Origin of the sequence: Wolbachia endosymbiont (group B) of Ablattaria laevigata (assembly GCF_964277395.1) — a bacterium.
Taxonomy (GTDB): domain Bacteria; phylum Pseudomonadota; class Alphaproteobacteria; order Rickettsiales; family Anaplasmataceae; genus Wolbachia.
In genome coordinates, this window is the sequence record NZ_OZ195519.1 from 202,200 (window position 1) to 216,331 (window position 14,132).

A 14,132-nucleotide genomic window follows, 5' to 3' on the forward strand; every position below is an offset into this window, starting at 1 on the left:
TTTTTTAAGAAGATAGATAGTTTTGTTTACTCTCTATATCTTCATTTTTGGAGCTTGATGCTCTACATCGACTTCAGCAGTTACTGTTGAAGAAGGTCCCACCAATTTGTCCAAAGAACCTGTCTTTCTTAAGTCAGCTTGGGTTTTTAACTTGCCATTTTTCTCAGTGAACATACCATGTTGCGGAGAAGAACTTGGTGAATTGAACCCACTATCAGAATTACGACGGTAACTGGCAAAGCTAGAAGTTGTAGCAGTACTGTCAGTGCTTAAAGAACCCGTTGAATTGCTTCTTGGCGGTTTCTCCGGAGCAACATAAAAACGGCTATTTCCTATCTCCGCAGATTGTATCTGATCCAACTCAGAATCTTGATATCTTATATAAGTAGCTTCCTCTGGCTTTTTGCCACCTTTTAGTGATGGTAACAACTTGCTCCAAAATGAAGTAGGTTCTTTTACTTCCTTATGCTCATTAGGATTTAATAATTCTGCTTTGCTGCTAACAGTACTTATAGAACTCGTTGAACTACTACCTGATAAGCTATTTTCCAGTGAATTCATAGAACTTGCTTTATGCCTTTTTGCTGACTTATTAAGCCTTTCTAAAGTATTAAAACGAGTATGCTCTTCCTTGCATTCTTTAATAACTTCCTTAATCTCATCATGATGTTCAGAAAAAATTTCATATAGGCTGCTATTATCTTTAGCTAACAAATGTTGCAACTTCTTAGCATCTAATTTATTGATAAAATCTATTTGCTGCTTCAATCGGTTGATCAACTGGTCCTTTTTGGCACTGTGTTGACCATCAACAGAATAAGCTTTCTCTAATATTTTTTCCCCCAGCTTAGAAAATATTTTCCTAGTTAAAGCAGAGCTATTCACACCTTTGTCTTCAAAAACTTCCTTGACAAACATTTCCTTTACACTATTAAAACTTCTCGTTTTTTCTTTTGTTTTCAAAATAACAGTTTGATCTTCATTACCTATTGAATATGCGATGCCATCTAAACTAGACATGCTTGCACCACTATCACTCATCTTCCTTCCAAGGTTTTGAATGTTATCCCCCATTTTTCTTAATGTAGAGCTAGCTCTCTCTTGTGTTGCCTGTTTTACAGAACTTGCAGTTTCTTTTACCGAATTCTTGGCATATACAGCACCATCTTTGATTTTTCCGCCAATATGCTTCGCTCCTTCAACTGTTTTTTCTGCTGACCATTTGAGCCCTTTATATCCAGATTGAACTGCTTTTACAGCAACTTTCGCAGCGAAAAATAGAGTAAGACCAACTATAGCACTTGGTATAGCAAGTGTTGCACCAACTGCCAAAAATGGTAACACTGCTGCAAATAATCCACTTGCTGTACCTACTACAAGGGCCTTATCTCCTTGCTTCATCTTGGAGAATTCTGTATCTCCTTTTAACAGATCCATAATTCTGTCTTTCAGCTTCTTGGGATCGTGAATGATATCTGAATTTAATGAAGAATCTTGAATCATTTTAAGATCATCTTGCTTAGTTTCAACAAAATTTGAAGAGTTTTTTTCACTAGGTGACATTTTAAACCTCACTATTAATTAAACATACTAATATTGTATATATCTGATTCTTAAGTTAGGGTTAATTCATCTAACAATGTCCACTTACTCTCAAATGATTTTGCTTGATGTGTTTTTTTGAAAGCACAGAAAATTAGTGATTGTTGCGGTATGATGTTTCGTTTGGATTAGCTATAGTTGAAGCAAAAACTCATCATTTTGAAGGGGTGGATTTTTTAGGAATCTCAGCAGGGGTTGATTTTGGATCTGATAATTCTGTATTTACCTTAGTTGGCTCTAATGGAGTTTCCTGCTCTTCTGGTTTATCATTCGGAATTGGAATAGACCAATCCATAATGTTTTGTGGTATGTTTGTTCGAGCTTCTTCTTCCTTGGTCTTTTTTTGATCTGTTGAAGATGATGCATCAATACCTGCATTTGTACCTTGGTCTTGTGTTTTAGGAACTGTAGTTTCGTGATCACTTGCCTCGATTCCTCTACTTTCATATTCAGCTTCAGTTGAAGTAGCTACTTTCGCATTTACTTCACTGAACTCATCCGCAAGTGATCTTCCAGATTTAAGTTGCCAAATTTCCCTTTCTAAATTTCCCTTTTCTTTTTGCAGTTGATTTAATTCTCTAGCTAATTGATTTACTTTATCAGTCAATTTTTCGTTTTCATTTTTTGCTTCCATCCATTGTTCTACAAACTGCTTTTCATGATTATCTTGTGAACCTTCTACCAATATTTTCTCTATATAATTTCTCAGCTCTGTGTTTTCTTCTTTCAACTTACTTAGTTCAATCTCAACTTGATCCAATTTTTTCTGTAGTTCCTCATTTATTCTATTTGTTGACTGAATCTCACTTTCTTTATCGTTCAATTGACTCATTAAATGTGTTATTTTAACATTTTTATCTTTTTGACTTTGTTCTAGTACGGTTACTTTTTGTGCTAATTGCTCTATGTCTTTATCCTTTTTAGCTAACTCTTTTTCCTTTCTTTTCAATTCATCTTTAAGTCTTGTGACTTCTTTTTCCAGATCTTGCTTTCCCTCGATTAATTGACTTGCTTCTGCTTCACCTTCTTCTGTTATCTTCGTATTACGGCTTTTTAACTCCGCGTTTTCCTTCTTGAGATATGTGTTTTCTTCCTCTAACTCATTTCCTTCTTGTTTGTTCTCTTCTTCATCACTAAACGTATCACTCTCAAATATTTCATCTTCACCATTAAATTCACTACTAATAGACAAAGAACTTCTGCGTGAAGAAGGTGTATTAAGAGAAGAATATCCACTGCTACTTGGTGTAGCTGACTGTGGTGAATCTTTTGTAAATGTTTCATCTGCTGGTGTTTGCTGCTCGTTCACACTTTTGACCATGTCAGTGAAAGTTTGATATAGAGTTTTGCCATTGATAAAAACTTCTTTATTCTGCTCAACTAATTTTAATACCTCTTCTGGGTCAGTTATTTCTCCAAATTTTGGTTCATCAATCACTCTTTTTATGCCCTTAGAATTTACTTCTACAGTCATGCTACAATCTATGCTATTGCCTTTAGAATCCTTAGCTTGCCAGTTAATGGTCATCTCACATGAGCTTGAACCAGTAAAATCATAGTGCCTTTCGCTGCCTTTTTTGGTTGCAGTTATTTGACTATCTTTCCCTAAAGATAGGTTATAAACCTTGCCTTCGTCACTGGCTCTTAAAAGGGTGCTAATCTCTATTGGTTTTTCTTTATTTTCAAATCTAATTTTAAATTCATTATCTTGTGTTGTATATACTAAGAAATTTTCACTTGGTAGAGATTCTGCGAATTTTTTATGTGTTGCATTTATTGATTGCTCAAACTTTTGAAACTCCTCTTTCCACTTTGAACTTACCTGTTCTTTAATGTTCTCATCTTTGTGTAAAGGACCAATAAAGTACCAGATTAAATTTTCTTCTTCTAGTTTTCTGATAAAATCCTGAAAATTTTTGCAAGATTTAATGAAACTTAAAATATCATTTTTCTTTTGCTCATCTACATCTAAACCTTGATTTTCAGCTATAAATAAGTTTTCTTTTAGCATAATTTCTATTTTTAGAGAACTATATTATAATATTAGCATATTTTCTTAAAAAATCAACTAATCTTATAGTTAAATAAACTTGAGTATTTGGCGGGAATGTTATATATTAACCACTCCAAGAAGTGCAGTATGGACAATACTATTATAAGAAAATACGATATTAGAGGTGTGGTAGGCAGAGACCTGCAAATCAGTGATGGGTATGAAATAGGTAGAAAATTCGGTCAAACTGCAGCTAACGTTTGTGTAGGCTATGACAGCAGGATAGATTCACCAAGCATAGAAAAAGAATTAATCAGAGGCTTGATTTTATCCGGTGCGAATGTTATACGCGTTGGGCTCTGTTCTTCACCTATGCTCTACGCTGCAACAATGCAGGCAGATCTTGGGATTATGATCACTGCTTCTCATAATCCCAGAGAATATAACGGCTTTAAATTTTTCAGTAGTAAAAAAGTTTACTCAGATCAAGAAATGAAGGAAATTATAGGCAATACAATTAAAAACAGCACGAAAATTGGAAGCTTAATTAACACGAATATATATAGTGAGTACGTTAACATATTAAAAAATGCGCTCAAGAATAACGCTACACAAAAACTAAAAATAGCTTGGGATTTTGGCAATAGCCCAACAATTGTAAGGTATATTGAAAAGATTTTACCAGATCATATACACATCGTAACCAATAGCTTTATAGATGGAACGTTTCCACTGCATGACCCAGATCCCATAGAAGAGAAAAATCTTGCTCAGTTAATAGATATTGTCAAGAAAGATAAATGTGATCTTGGTATTGCACTTGATGGTGATGGTGATAGGGTACGCTTGATTGATAATAAAGGTAATGTTGTTTCCAATGATCACTTGTTTATGATTTTTTCACGTGAAGTATTGGCGGAACACCCAAAAAGCAAGGTTATTGCCAACGTAAAAATGAGTATGAAAGTGCATGATTTCGTTAGCAAATTAGGAGGGCAAATAATTACCTGTGCCACTGGACACTCACTAGTTAAGAAAAAGATGGTAGAAGAAGGGGCCAAGTTTGCCGGTGAACTGAGTGGACATTTTTTCTTTTCTGAGCTAGGTTTTGATGATGGACTATATTCTGCTATTAAAGCCATTGACATTTTACTTAAGAAAAACCAAAGCCTATCTGAGATGATTAAAGATTTACCAAAGTTATATATCACTCATGAAGTGAAAATTGTAGTGAAGGATGAGAAAAAATTTCAAATAATTGAATCAATAAAGGAGACACTAAAGCAGCAAAACATTGTATTTTCAGAGCTTGATGGAATTAAGGTAACTGATGATAAAGGTTGGTGGCTTCTTAGAGTATCAAATACGCAAAACTGCATAACAGCAAGATGTGAAGGAAATACCTTAGAAGATTTTGAATTCACTAAAAAAGTTTTGTTGTATTACATTGATGAACTAAAATTATACATTTAAATTTTTTTGATGATTTACTTATTCGTCAATGTTTGCAGTTTTGTTTGATTAGTAATAGGAATTGGTAACCTATGGCGCACTGCTGTGAATAACAGCTGTCTAGGATAGTTTAGCTATAGAAAATCAACACTCACTTTTCTTTATTGTTTTGAGGTTTTTCTTGATCAACCATTTCCTCACCGATCTCTTTTATTTTTAGTATCAATGACTCTGGTACATACATGTTAATTACTTCTTCTGTTGTAACAAATAAAGCCTGATAAGAGTGTGAATTTATTATCCAATTGGGCAATATGTCTTCTGCGTCTATTTTAGACTCTCCCTCTTTTTTATCATATACTGTGTGGCAATATAAGTGCACAGCAAAAAATAGTACATAAGAAAGCAATATTCCTCTGAGTGCTCCGACAAAGATTCCAGTAACTCTATCCATTAATCCCAACCTTATAGGTGATAATATGTACATTAGCCAGTTATTCATTGTCATGAATGTAAGATTAAGTATGATAAATACAGAGATTGTAGAAAGTATGTTTTGTGTAACTTTAGAGTCAAAATACTTACTATAATTTATAATAAAAAAATCATAGTAACTAGCTGTCAAAAAGACTGATAAGAGCAAGAACATTAATGCACATAGCTCTTTTATAAAACCTCTAGTTATCGATATTATTACACACAAGACAATAATAAAGATAATTAGGCTATCGAAAAACATATTTTGTATCTATATGATTTTCAAGATATAATAGTTGTAAATAACAAAGTTGTAAAATTAATTGTGTTGATATTTTATCAGCTGGTCTAAGTACCGAGCAATCATATCAACTTCTAAATTTAGGTAATTACCTGTTTTGTTATATTGAAAAGTTGTATTTTTCCATGTGTAGGGAATAATGTTCACAGTGAATTCTTGATCGACAACTGAATTTACTGTAAGGGAAACTCCATCTAGCGTTACAGAACCTTTTTTTGCAACAAATTTAATTAATTCTTGTGGGCATGATAGTCTGATTTCATGAGATTCTAAATTTTGATTGATTGTTAAAATTTCTGTTGTGTCATCCACATGACCCTGAACCAAGTGGCCGTCAATTCTGTCACTCAGTTTCATTGCTTGTTCTAGGTTTATTTTTTTCCCTGTTTTCCACGTATTTAAGTTAGAAACCTTCATGGTTTCTTGAGATACTTGAACTGTGAATACATTGCTCATTATGTTGACAACAGTTAAACACACTCCGGAGCAGGATATTGAATCTCCTTTGTTTATAGAGGATAAATTTTGTGTCTCAATATGGAAGATTTGATCAGAGTTAGGGTGGATAGTGATATCAGTTATAGTGCCAATATCTTTGATAATTCCTTTAAACATGCAATAAAATAAATAATTATATCACAAAAGATCTTATTTGTTAGGTGCGCAAAGGAAGATCTTTTTTACTTATCTGCTCAATAGATTCTACAGAATATTCAGAATATAGAAAGTAAGCCAGGTTCAAAACGCACAGTGTAATTAATATTGGTAACCCTATGTTTAATGTTAGACCGATACTTTCCCTTTTTTCTGTTGGCACCAATTCCTTTAAAATTGACACTTTTCCCAGCGGCAAGTGCCATAGGCAGAGTGCTGATATAGAAGCTGCTACTAAAAATAGACAAAAATAAGTCTCTTTTGAAGAAAATACAGTTTTTAATGGTGATTTGAGCCTAATATTAGTAGGCAATGGAGTTTTAGCTTCATTTGTTTTTGGTAAATGGTCTACAGCTTTGCTTGGTAAAATTTCATGAGAAACATTTTTAGGCTGTGGAGAAGGTTGGCCTGAAACTAATTTAATCAACTGCTCTTTTTTTCTATATACTTGCTTGTGTAAATACTCTTTTGGAAAAGAAGATTTGCCGGCTGTTTGTGGTATCTTCAGCATTTCTAATGCTTCTGATATCTCATCTGGTTCTAATACTTCATGTAGTTGTTTATCTTGGAAATAAATAATATTAAACATTGAGTCGAAAATATTGTGAAATATTTCTGGATCTTGATTTTTATATTCACTTACTACTTCTACGAATATTTCATCGAGTTTTTTTCCCTTGTGCTTAGCTACATTATCTATCATAGCTACTCTAGCATCAATTTGAGCTTGTTTTATGATTGATTGTTTTTCTTCTTGCAATAATTCTTTAGCCTGCTTTTTTGACTTCTTTTTTCTATTAGCCTTAAAATAATCTGTGTGTGACCTAATTTGACCTATATCCCGCTCTGTTTCTTGAGGGACTAAATTTCCTATACTACCCTCTGTTATCCGAGTGTCTAACACTGGTTCTTTTTCTTTTTGGTCAAGTGCTGGAATAACACCAGGTGGCATATTGTTACTCTGTATAGAAAATTTGGGCAGTTGTGGGAAAAAGAATTGTGCCGTATTAAAAAAATTGAATGGCTGAAAAAGAGACCTAAACCAGGAAATATTTTCATGCATTGCAGCAACAATTACTGGTGCGCGTGTAATTTGTTTTCTGTTACTTACTATATTGTAGCCAAACGAACCTTGCACAATTTGGTTGCCTTGCGTGTTCCCTTTTTCAACCACATTTTCGTTTTTATTTTCAGTTTCTTCTGCTTGTAACGTATCTTGACTTTGCTCCTCACTTTTGGCTTTTTCTACATGTTTTAGCTGCTTATTCAAGAATATCTCGATTTGTTGCAAGCTACCTAGGTTGATGTTTTGAACTTCTGTTTGTAGCGTTATTGTTATGCACTGCAGGAGGATTTGAATTGGAGCATTACTTATGAATTCTTCTACAGTTTTATTAGCTTTATGGTAGTTATTGTGTAATTCTTCACTTTCTTTTGGTACTTTTATATTGGCTGTGAAGTTTTTCTCCTGAGAAAGGCAGGCTTTAAAAAAGTAAATTAAATGTTTTATTTGAGGTCCTATTGTATTAGGGTTTACCTCTGTTAGCAGCTTGAGCTTAAATGAAAACTCTTGTGTATCACTTGTAATATTTTGTGAGCGAATGGTTCTAATCTCCAGTACTTCATTAGAAAATGCCTTACTTATTTTTTTAGATCTATCCTTAAAAAACTTAGGTAAATCCTCAATTTTGTATTTTTTCTTAGTTTCTATGTTACTACTATGCATGAGTAAATTTTTTAATGTAGAGTGAAATAAAAAACATAATTAGTCAATAAATTAATAATTATAGCGCCCTTGCATAACAGCGGCGCGTTGGATTCAATAAGAGCAGAAGAAGTTACTTTACAAACCTCATCAGTTTCCTTATCATGACAATAAGAGTATTTATCCTTGTTTTTAATCTCTGCAGATTTAATAACAAAATTCAGTAAAAAACTCAGATATTTATTGGCAAATTACATAAAATTATAGCGGCTGCATGTCTTTTTTATTTTTTCTACATTCAGCCAAAATCCGCTTAAAATAAGCGTTAGAACATTATTACAATGCCAATTTACATTATAAAACTCACTACTGGGAGATTCTTTTGCCTTTTTTTTGCTTGGTGAATTTCTTAATATTTTGGATTGGTTAGGAGTCCTATAGAGATGTCATTCCGGCACTTGATGCTGGAATTCAGGAATTTTTTGAGCACGAAAGTTATGCTAAGTTTTTATTGTTAAGTAAAGGCTGGATTCCAGTGTCGGAGCACTGGAATGACAGAAGAAGGAAACACTCGGATAGGGGCAATTTTAATGATACCATCATAGAGATCAGCTACTCTGATGACAACTTTTTATGCGAATAGTTTTATTGATGATATTAAAGATTTCACTATAATAAAAATTTAAGCTGGCGTTTTTAAGGTGAACAAAGAGCTAATAAGTGAAATACCTTTACTTGAAGATAAGGTAATTTCTGAGATTGAAAATGCTGCTTCTTTGCAGGATTTAGAAAAAGTTAGGTTGTCATACTTGGGGAGAAAGGGTGTAGTAAAAGCTTATTTCGATGACTTAAAGAATATAGATGATGCAGGAGAGAAACGCGACCTAGGTGCAGTGATTAATGTTTTACGCAATAAGATAGACCAGCTTATAACAAGCAAAGAAAATGAACTGAAAGATAAAGAAGTTAAGTTAAAACTGCAAAATGAAGCAGTTGATATCACACTGCCTGTCAGACCAGAAAGAATTGGCAAGATTCATCCACTCAGTAAAGTTATAAGTGAAGTGAAGCTCATTTTTGCGCATATGGGCTTTAAAGCAGTTGATGGTCCTGATATTGAAGATGAATTTCACGTATTTGATGCATTAAATACTCCAAGTCACCACCCTGCACGAGAGGAGCAAGATACCTTCTATTTAAGGAATAAAATAAATGATAAAAGAATGGTGCTGCGCACTCATACCTCATCTGTGCAGATTAGAACCATGGAAAAGACAAAAACTTTTCCAATTAAAATAGTGGCTGCAGGCAGGGTATACAGAAATGACTTTGATGCAACTCACACTCCTATGTTTCATCAGATAGAAGGACTTTATGTTAATGAAAATGTCAATATGGGCCAATTAAAATTTACTATTCATTGCTTCCTTAGTAAATTTTTCGGAGATAAGGGTCTAAGAATACGCTTTCGTAATAGTTTTTTCCCTTTTACTGAACCTTCTGCGGAAGTGGACATAAGCTATAAAGATAGTAAATGGATTGAAGTACTTGGATGTGGTATGGTGCATCCAAATGTCTTTAAAAATGTTGGAATAGACCATACTAAATACAGTGGCTTTGCATTTGGAATTGGCATAGAAAGGCTTGCGATGCTGAAATATCAAATTGGTGATCTAAGGAGTTTTTACGACAACAAAATCAATTGGCTCAACCATTATGGTTTTCATTTTTCGTCTTTAAGATAAGTGACAAATAAATCTTATACATTTGTTGTACTTGCTGCTGGGCATGGTAAACGAATGAATTCAAGCTTGCCTAAGGTTCTGCACAAAATAGGTAATTTCTCCATGCTTGAGCACGTCATTTACAATGCAAAGCAGCTAAATCCTGAAAATATTGCTGTTGTAGTTGATCAGCCTTTAATTGAAAGACTAAAGTGCTTTGAGGATATAAAATTAATTACACAAGAGTCAACGCTCGGCACAGGGGATGCAGTCAAAATTGCAATGAGAAACCTGAAAGAATTATCAGACATAGTTGTTGTGCAGTATGGAGATACTCCGATGATAAAAAGCAGCACAATAACTAAAATGATAAGCTGCTTAGGAGAGAGCAATGCTTTAGTTTGTCTTGGGTTTAAAACTGATAATAAAGGATACGGTAGACTAATTATTGAGAACGGTTCCCTAAGAGAAATAGTAGAAGTACAAAATGGTAGAAATAATGATGAGGAATTTCTTGCTAATGCTGGAATAATGGTTGCATATACAAAAGATTTACATGAATTAGTGGAGAAAATAGAGTGTAATAATCAAGCTCGCGAATATTACCTGACTGATATAGTTGCCATTGCAGTAAAGAGTAATTTAAATGTTGGCTATGTTATTGCTGATGAGGAGGAGGCAACTGGCATAAATAATAGGAATGACCTTGCAACGGCCGAGTTTTACTTTCAAGAAGAAAAAAGAAAGTTTTTCACTAACTCTGGAGTAACACTTGTTGCTCCAGAAACTGTTTTCTTCTCTCTTGATACGCAAATTGGTATGGATTCGATTGTTTACCCATACGTTTTTTTTGGTCCTGGAGTAAAAATAGGATCTGGTGTTAGGGTTGGTCCATTTGCCAAATGTGAAAATACAACAATAGGTGATGGTGCAATCATAGGTAATTTTGTTGAAACAAAAGCAAGTGATATAGGTATAAATACTAAGATAAAGCACTTAAGTTATATAGGAAATACTCAGGTAGGGCAGGGGAGTAACATAGGTGCAGGTACCGTTATTTGTAATTATGATGGGAAAAAGAAACATAAAACAAATATTGGAAGCAATTGTTTTATTGGTGCCAATAGTTCATTAATTGCACCGCTTAATGTTCATGATGACTCTCTAGTTGCAGCAGGTAGCGTTATAGTAGAGGATGTGCCAGAGAAAAGTCTTGCAATTGCAAGAGAAAGGCAAATAACTAAGAAAATAAAATAACTCTAATTTTTATTACGCGAATTATGTTATTTTTAATATATGCATTAGTATACATGTATATCAATATACATGTTAAAAATGAAAAAGTTGCTGATTTTGGTGGTCTGTTGTTTCCTGTCAGTACCGTCTTTTGGAGTTGATTGGATTAAAGATAGAATTTATACTTCTTTGTCATATAGCCGGCTTGGTGTTAATTATGACGTTGGTTTTCACTATACAAATAGCACTAAAATTTCAGTTGGCTATGTAATCAAACCTATTATTAATTCTGTAATCAAACCTACTCTTGATGAAGAATTTGGAGGAGTTATAGGGCTTATGGCAAAGCTTCATTATCATCATAAATTTGAAGGTACGAATATGACTCGTTATATTACTGCTGGTGTTGGTGCTGTTATAGTTCGTACAATGAAGGCTAAACCTAATGTAAGTAGAGCTGATAATGTAGGTGAAAACATAAGTACCCTATTGGCAGAGGTTTTCGAAACTATAGTCAATGATAAATTTTTTTCTTATCAAATAGGTGCTGGTATTAATCTTCCACTTTCTGAAAGAACAAGTGTTTTTGCTGGCTACAAATTGCAAAGGTTTCATAAAATTTTCCATGGAATTGAGCTAGGAATGAGCTTTAATTTGTAAACTCTGATTGAATATTTTTAGTAAAGGCTAGTGGGAAATTATATTGAAGCGAAAGTAAGTGATGTAGACTCAAATGATGATTGCAGCAGATAGTGAAAGATATGCCAATTTGCAATTGCAAGAGAAAGGCAAATAACAAAAAAAATAAAATAATTCCAATTTTTTACTTGCAATTTATACTATTTTTAATATTTATATGCTTGTATATGCATATATTAATCTTTGGAGGATAAAAATGAAAAAGTTACTTACTTTGTTGGCTTGCTGTTCTTTGTCAGCACCGTCTTTTGGAGTTGATTGGGTTAAAGATAGAACCTACACCTCTTCGTCGTATGGCATGCTTGGTATTAATTATGATCTTGGCTATCACTGTACAGATAGCATTAAAATTTCATTTGGTCCTGCAGTTAAACTTGTTATGAATGAAGGGATTTTAGACGCGGGACTTATGGCAAAGCTTCACTATCATCATCAATTTGAAAATACAGATATTACTCCTTATGTTACTTTTGGTCTGGGAGGTGTTGCTAAAATTCCTCTTTCAGAAAATCAAGGGCCAGACGTAGAAGAATTTTTTTCTTATCAAATAGGTGCTGGTATTAATCTTCCACTTTCTGAGAGAACAAGTGTTTTTGCTGGCTACAAGCTGCAAAAGTTCCATGAACTTTCGCATGGGGTTGAATTTGGAATGAGTTTTAATTTGTAAAATCTGATTGAATGTTTTTAGTGAAGTCTGGTTTGAATTTTTGTTGAAATAAAAGCAAGTTATATAGGCTAAAATGATGATTGCAGTAGGTAATAAAATGTGAAAAAGAAAAGTTTGGCAATTGCAAGAGAAAGGCAAGTAGCTAAAAAAGTGATTCCGATTTTATTATGTAAGTTATGTGATTTTTAACTTTTCTATGGATATATATGCGTATATTCATGGTTAGAGGGTGAAAATGAAAAAATTACTTACTTTGGTTATCTGCTGTTCTTTGTCAGCACCGTCTTTTGGAGTTGATTGGATTAAAGATAGAATCTACACTTCCTTTTCAGGTGGGGTTGGTGCTAATGTTGATCTTGGCTATCACTATACAGATAGCATTAAAATTTCAGCTGGTCCTGTATTGAAATCTGTTTTGTTTGGAGGATCTTTGGCAGAGTTAGGATTCATGGCAAAGCTTCATTATAATCATCAATTTGAAAGTACGGATATTACTCCTTATGTTACTTTTGGTGTAGGAGGTGGAGCTAAAGTATCTCAACCAGCACAGCAAGGTCAACAGCTAGACGTAAAAAAGTTTTTTCCTACCAGATAGGTGCTGGTATTAATCTTCCACTTTCTGAGAGAACGAATGTTTTCGCTGGCTATAAACTTCACAAGTTCAGTAATTTTTCTCATGGGTTTGAACTTGGAATGAGTTTTAATTTATAAGCTCCGATTGAATGTTTTTAGTGAAAGCTTGAGTTTTTATTAACGTCGTAAAGTTTTCATGATACTAAGAGAATTTGAGAGTAGTCAAGTTTTAAAACTTGACTACTCTCCACGAGGAAAAGCAGATAAAGGTAGAAGTATTTCATGTTTTTATTTATATTGACAGTATGTGTAACATCATTTACGATTAGTGTTAATAACAATAATTGATATTTGTCATGTTTGCAGTAATCGAAACTGGTGGAAAGCAGTATTTAGTAAAAAAAGGCAGCATAATTAAAGTAGAAAGATTACAAGCTGAAGAAAAAGAGGAAGTGGAAATCAATAAAGTGATTTGTGTTTCAAACAATGGCTTATCTTGTTCGTCTAATGCTGTTGTTAAAGCTGAAGTACTGGAGCAGTGTAGAGATAAAAAAATTATAATCTTTAAGAAAAAGAGAAGAAAAAATTACCGTAGGAAAAATGGTCATAGGCAGTATATTACTGTTCTTCGTATCAATGAAATTAGTCTTCAAAAGTAAGAGGTAAGATATGGCAACTAAAAAATCAGGTGGTAGTTCCTGTAATGGTAGAGATTCGGCAGGGCGTCGGCTCGGGATAAAGAAGAATGGTGAGGTTATTCCAGGTAACATAATTGTACGTCAAAGAGGTACAAAATTTCATCCTGGAAAGAATGTTGGTATGGGTAAAGATCATACGATTTTTGCTAAAACGAAAGGCTGGGTGAGTTTTAGAAAATCAGCAAATAAAAAGACGTTTATTGATGTTGTGCCTACAGATGATATGCAAGCCTTGGCTTGAATAGATACGGGTCTGTAGCTCAGGTGGTTAGAGCGCACGCCTGATAAGCGTGAGGTCGGAGGTTCAACTCTTCCCAGACCCACCATTTAAATTTGCAATAGTTTTGATAT

12 protein-coding genes, 1 tRNA gene and 1 pseudogene are annotated in these 14,132 nt (G+C 33.7%); 9 read left to right on the forward strand and 5 right to left on the reverse strand.

Annotated features, from left to right (window positions below; genetic code table 11):
* Nucleotides 1-33: 33 nt before the first annotated feature.
* Nucleotides 34-1,563 (reverse strand): hypothetical protein, encoded by a 1,530-nt coding sequence (locus ACICP1_RS01005; protein WP_395460921.1) that lies wholly within the window; start codon nucleotides 1,561-1,563, stop codon nucleotides 34-36.
* A 193-nt stretch (nucleotides 1,564-1,756) separates the two neighbouring features.
* The gene (locus tag ACICP1_RS01010; protein WP_395460922.1) at nucleotides 1,757-3,613 is read right to left on the reverse strand and encodes a hypothetical protein; all 1,857 of its coding nucleotides are present in this window, start codon (nucleotides 3,611-3,613) and stop codon (nucleotides 1,757-1,759) included.
* Nucleotides 3,614-3,742: 129 nt separating this feature from the next.
* Here ACICP1_RS01010 and ACICP1_RS01015 point away from each other — a divergent pair, with 129 nt between their 5' ends.
* Complete coding sequence (locus ACICP1_RS01015) at nucleotides 3,743-5,068, forward strand: phosphomannomutase/phosphoglucomutase (RefSeq protein WP_010407162.1); 1,326 nt, start codon at nucleotides 3,743-3,745, stop codon at nucleotides 5,066-5,068.
* A gap of 130 nt (nucleotides 5,069-5,198) precedes the next feature.
* Here ACICP1_RS01015 and ACICP1_RS01020 read toward each other — a convergent pair whose 3' ends face one another.
* The 3 genes from ACICP1_RS01020 to ACICP1_RS01030 are packed head-to-tail and all read right to left on the reverse strand — an operon-like array spanning nucleotide 5,199 to nucleotide 8,205.
* Nucleotides 5,199-5,786, reverse strand: a complete 588-nt coding sequence (locus tag ACICP1_RS01020; protein ID WP_211907805.1) for a CvpA family protein — start codon at nucleotides 5,784-5,786, stop codon at nucleotides 5,199-5,201.
* Nucleotides 5,787-5,843: 57 nt separating this feature from the next.
* On the reverse strand, nucleotides 5,844-6,440 hold the full coding sequence (locus ACICP1_RS01025; protein ID WP_064085308.1) for a riboflavin synthase: 597 nt from the start codon (nucleotides 6,438-6,440) through the stop codon (nucleotides 5,844-5,846).
* Between the two features lie 40 nt (nucleotides 6,441-6,480).
* Nucleotides 6,481-8,205, reverse strand: coding sequence for a hypothetical protein (locus ACICP1_RS01030; protein ID WP_395460923.1), 1,725 nt, complete (start codon nucleotides 8,203-8,205; stop codon nucleotides 6,481-6,483).
* 680 nt (nucleotides 8,206-8,885) lie between these two features.
* Between ACICP1_RS01030 and pheS the strand changes: the two genes are divergently transcribed.
* From pheS to ACICP1_RS01070, 8 genes and pseudogenes are all read left to right on the forward strand, one after another.
* A complete protein-coding gene (gene pheS, locus ACICP1_RS01035; protein WP_264719957.1) occupies nucleotides 8,886-9,929 on the forward strand; it encodes a phenylalanine--tRNA ligase subunit alpha in 1,044 nt (347 codons plus the stop codon).
* Nucleotides 9,930-11,165 (forward strand): NTP transferase domain-containing protein, encoded by a 1,236-nt coding sequence (locus tag ACICP1_RS01040; protein ID WP_395460924.1) that lies wholly within the window; start codon nucleotides 9,930-9,932, stop codon nucleotides 11,163-11,165.
* Nucleotides 11,166-11,243: 78 nt separating this feature from the next.
* Complete coding sequence (locus ACICP1_RS01045) at nucleotides 11,244-11,804, forward strand: hypothetical protein (protein ID WP_264720216.1); 561 nt, start codon at nucleotides 11,244-11,246, stop codon at nucleotides 11,802-11,804.
* Nucleotides 11,805-12,039: 235 nt separating this feature from the next.
* Nucleotides 12,040-12,510 carry a P44/Msp2 family outer membrane protein gene (locus tag ACICP1_RS01050; RefSeq protein ID WP_264719960.1) on the forward strand — a complete coding sequence of 157 codons (471 nt, stop codon included), beginning with the start codon at nucleotides 12,040-12,042 and terminating at the stop codon, nucleotides 12,508-12,510.
* 235 nt (nucleotides 12,511-12,745) lie between these two features.
* Nucleotides 12,746-13,221 (forward strand): annotated as a pseudogene (locus ACICP1_RS01055) (outer membrane protein).
* A 218-nt stretch (nucleotides 13,222-13,439) separates the two neighbouring features.
* Nucleotides 13,440-13,742 (forward strand): 50S ribosomal protein L21, encoded by a 303-nt coding sequence (rplU, locus tag ACICP1_RS01060; protein ID WP_007302510.1) that lies wholly within the window; start codon nucleotides 13,440-13,442, stop codon nucleotides 13,740-13,742.
* A 10-nt stretch (nucleotides 13,743-13,752) separates the two neighbouring features.
* Entirely contained in the window at nucleotides 13,753-14,022 is a 270-nt protein-coding gene (gene rpmA / locus ACICP1_RS01065; RefSeq protein WP_006012184.1) for a 50S ribosomal protein L27, read from the forward strand.
* An 8-nt stretch (nucleotides 14,023-14,030) separates the two neighbouring features.
* Nucleotides 14,031-14,107, forward strand: a tRNA-Ile gene (locus ACICP1_RS01070).
* Nucleotides 14,108-14,132 lie beyond the last annotated feature (25 nt).

What these genes read in the sequence shown, in the direction of transcription:
- rplU (WP_007302510.1), top strand. Translation starts at nt 13,440, where the DNA reads ATGTTTGCAGTAATCGAAACTGGTGGAAAGCAGTATTTAGTAAAAAAA.
- ACICP1_RS01010 (WP_395460922.1), bottom strand. Translation starts at nt 3,613, where the DNA reads ATGCTAAAAGAAAACTTATTTATAGCTGAAAATCAAGGTTTAGATGTA.
- ACICP1_RS01005 (WP_395460921.1), bottom strand. Translation starts at nt 1,563, where the DNA reads ATGTCACCTAGTGAAAAAAACTCTTCAAATTTTGTTGAAACTAAGCAA.
- ACICP1_RS01030 (WP_395460923.1), bottom strand. Translation starts at nt 8,205, where the DNA reads ATGCATAGTAGTAACATAGAAACTAAGAAAAAATACAAAATTGAGGAT.
- ACICP1_RS01025 (WP_064085308.1), bottom strand. Translation starts at nt 6,440, where the DNA reads ATGTTTAAAGGAATTATCAAAGATATTGGCACTATAACTGATATCACT.
- ACICP1_RS01045 (WP_264720216.1), top strand. Translation starts at nt 11,244, where the DNA reads ATGAAAAAGTTGCTGATTTTGGTGGTCTGTTGTTTCCTGTCAGTACCG.
- ACICP1_RS01050 (WP_264719960.1), top strand. Translation starts at nt 12,040, where the DNA reads ATGAAAAAGTTACTTACTTTGTTGGCTTGCTGTTCTTTGTCAGCACCG.
- ACICP1_RS01020 (WP_211907805.1), bottom strand. Translation starts at nt 5,786, where the DNA reads ATGTTTTTCGATAGCCTAATTATCTTTATTATTGTCTTGTGTGTAATA.
- ACICP1_RS01015 (WP_010407162.1), top strand. Translation starts at nt 3,743, where the DNA reads ATGGACAATACTATTATAAGAAAATACGATATTAGAGGTGTGGTAGGC.
- rpmA (WP_006012184.1), top strand. Translation starts at nt 13,753, where the DNA reads ATGGCAACTAAAAAATCAGGTGGTAGTTCCTGTAATGGTAGAGATTCG.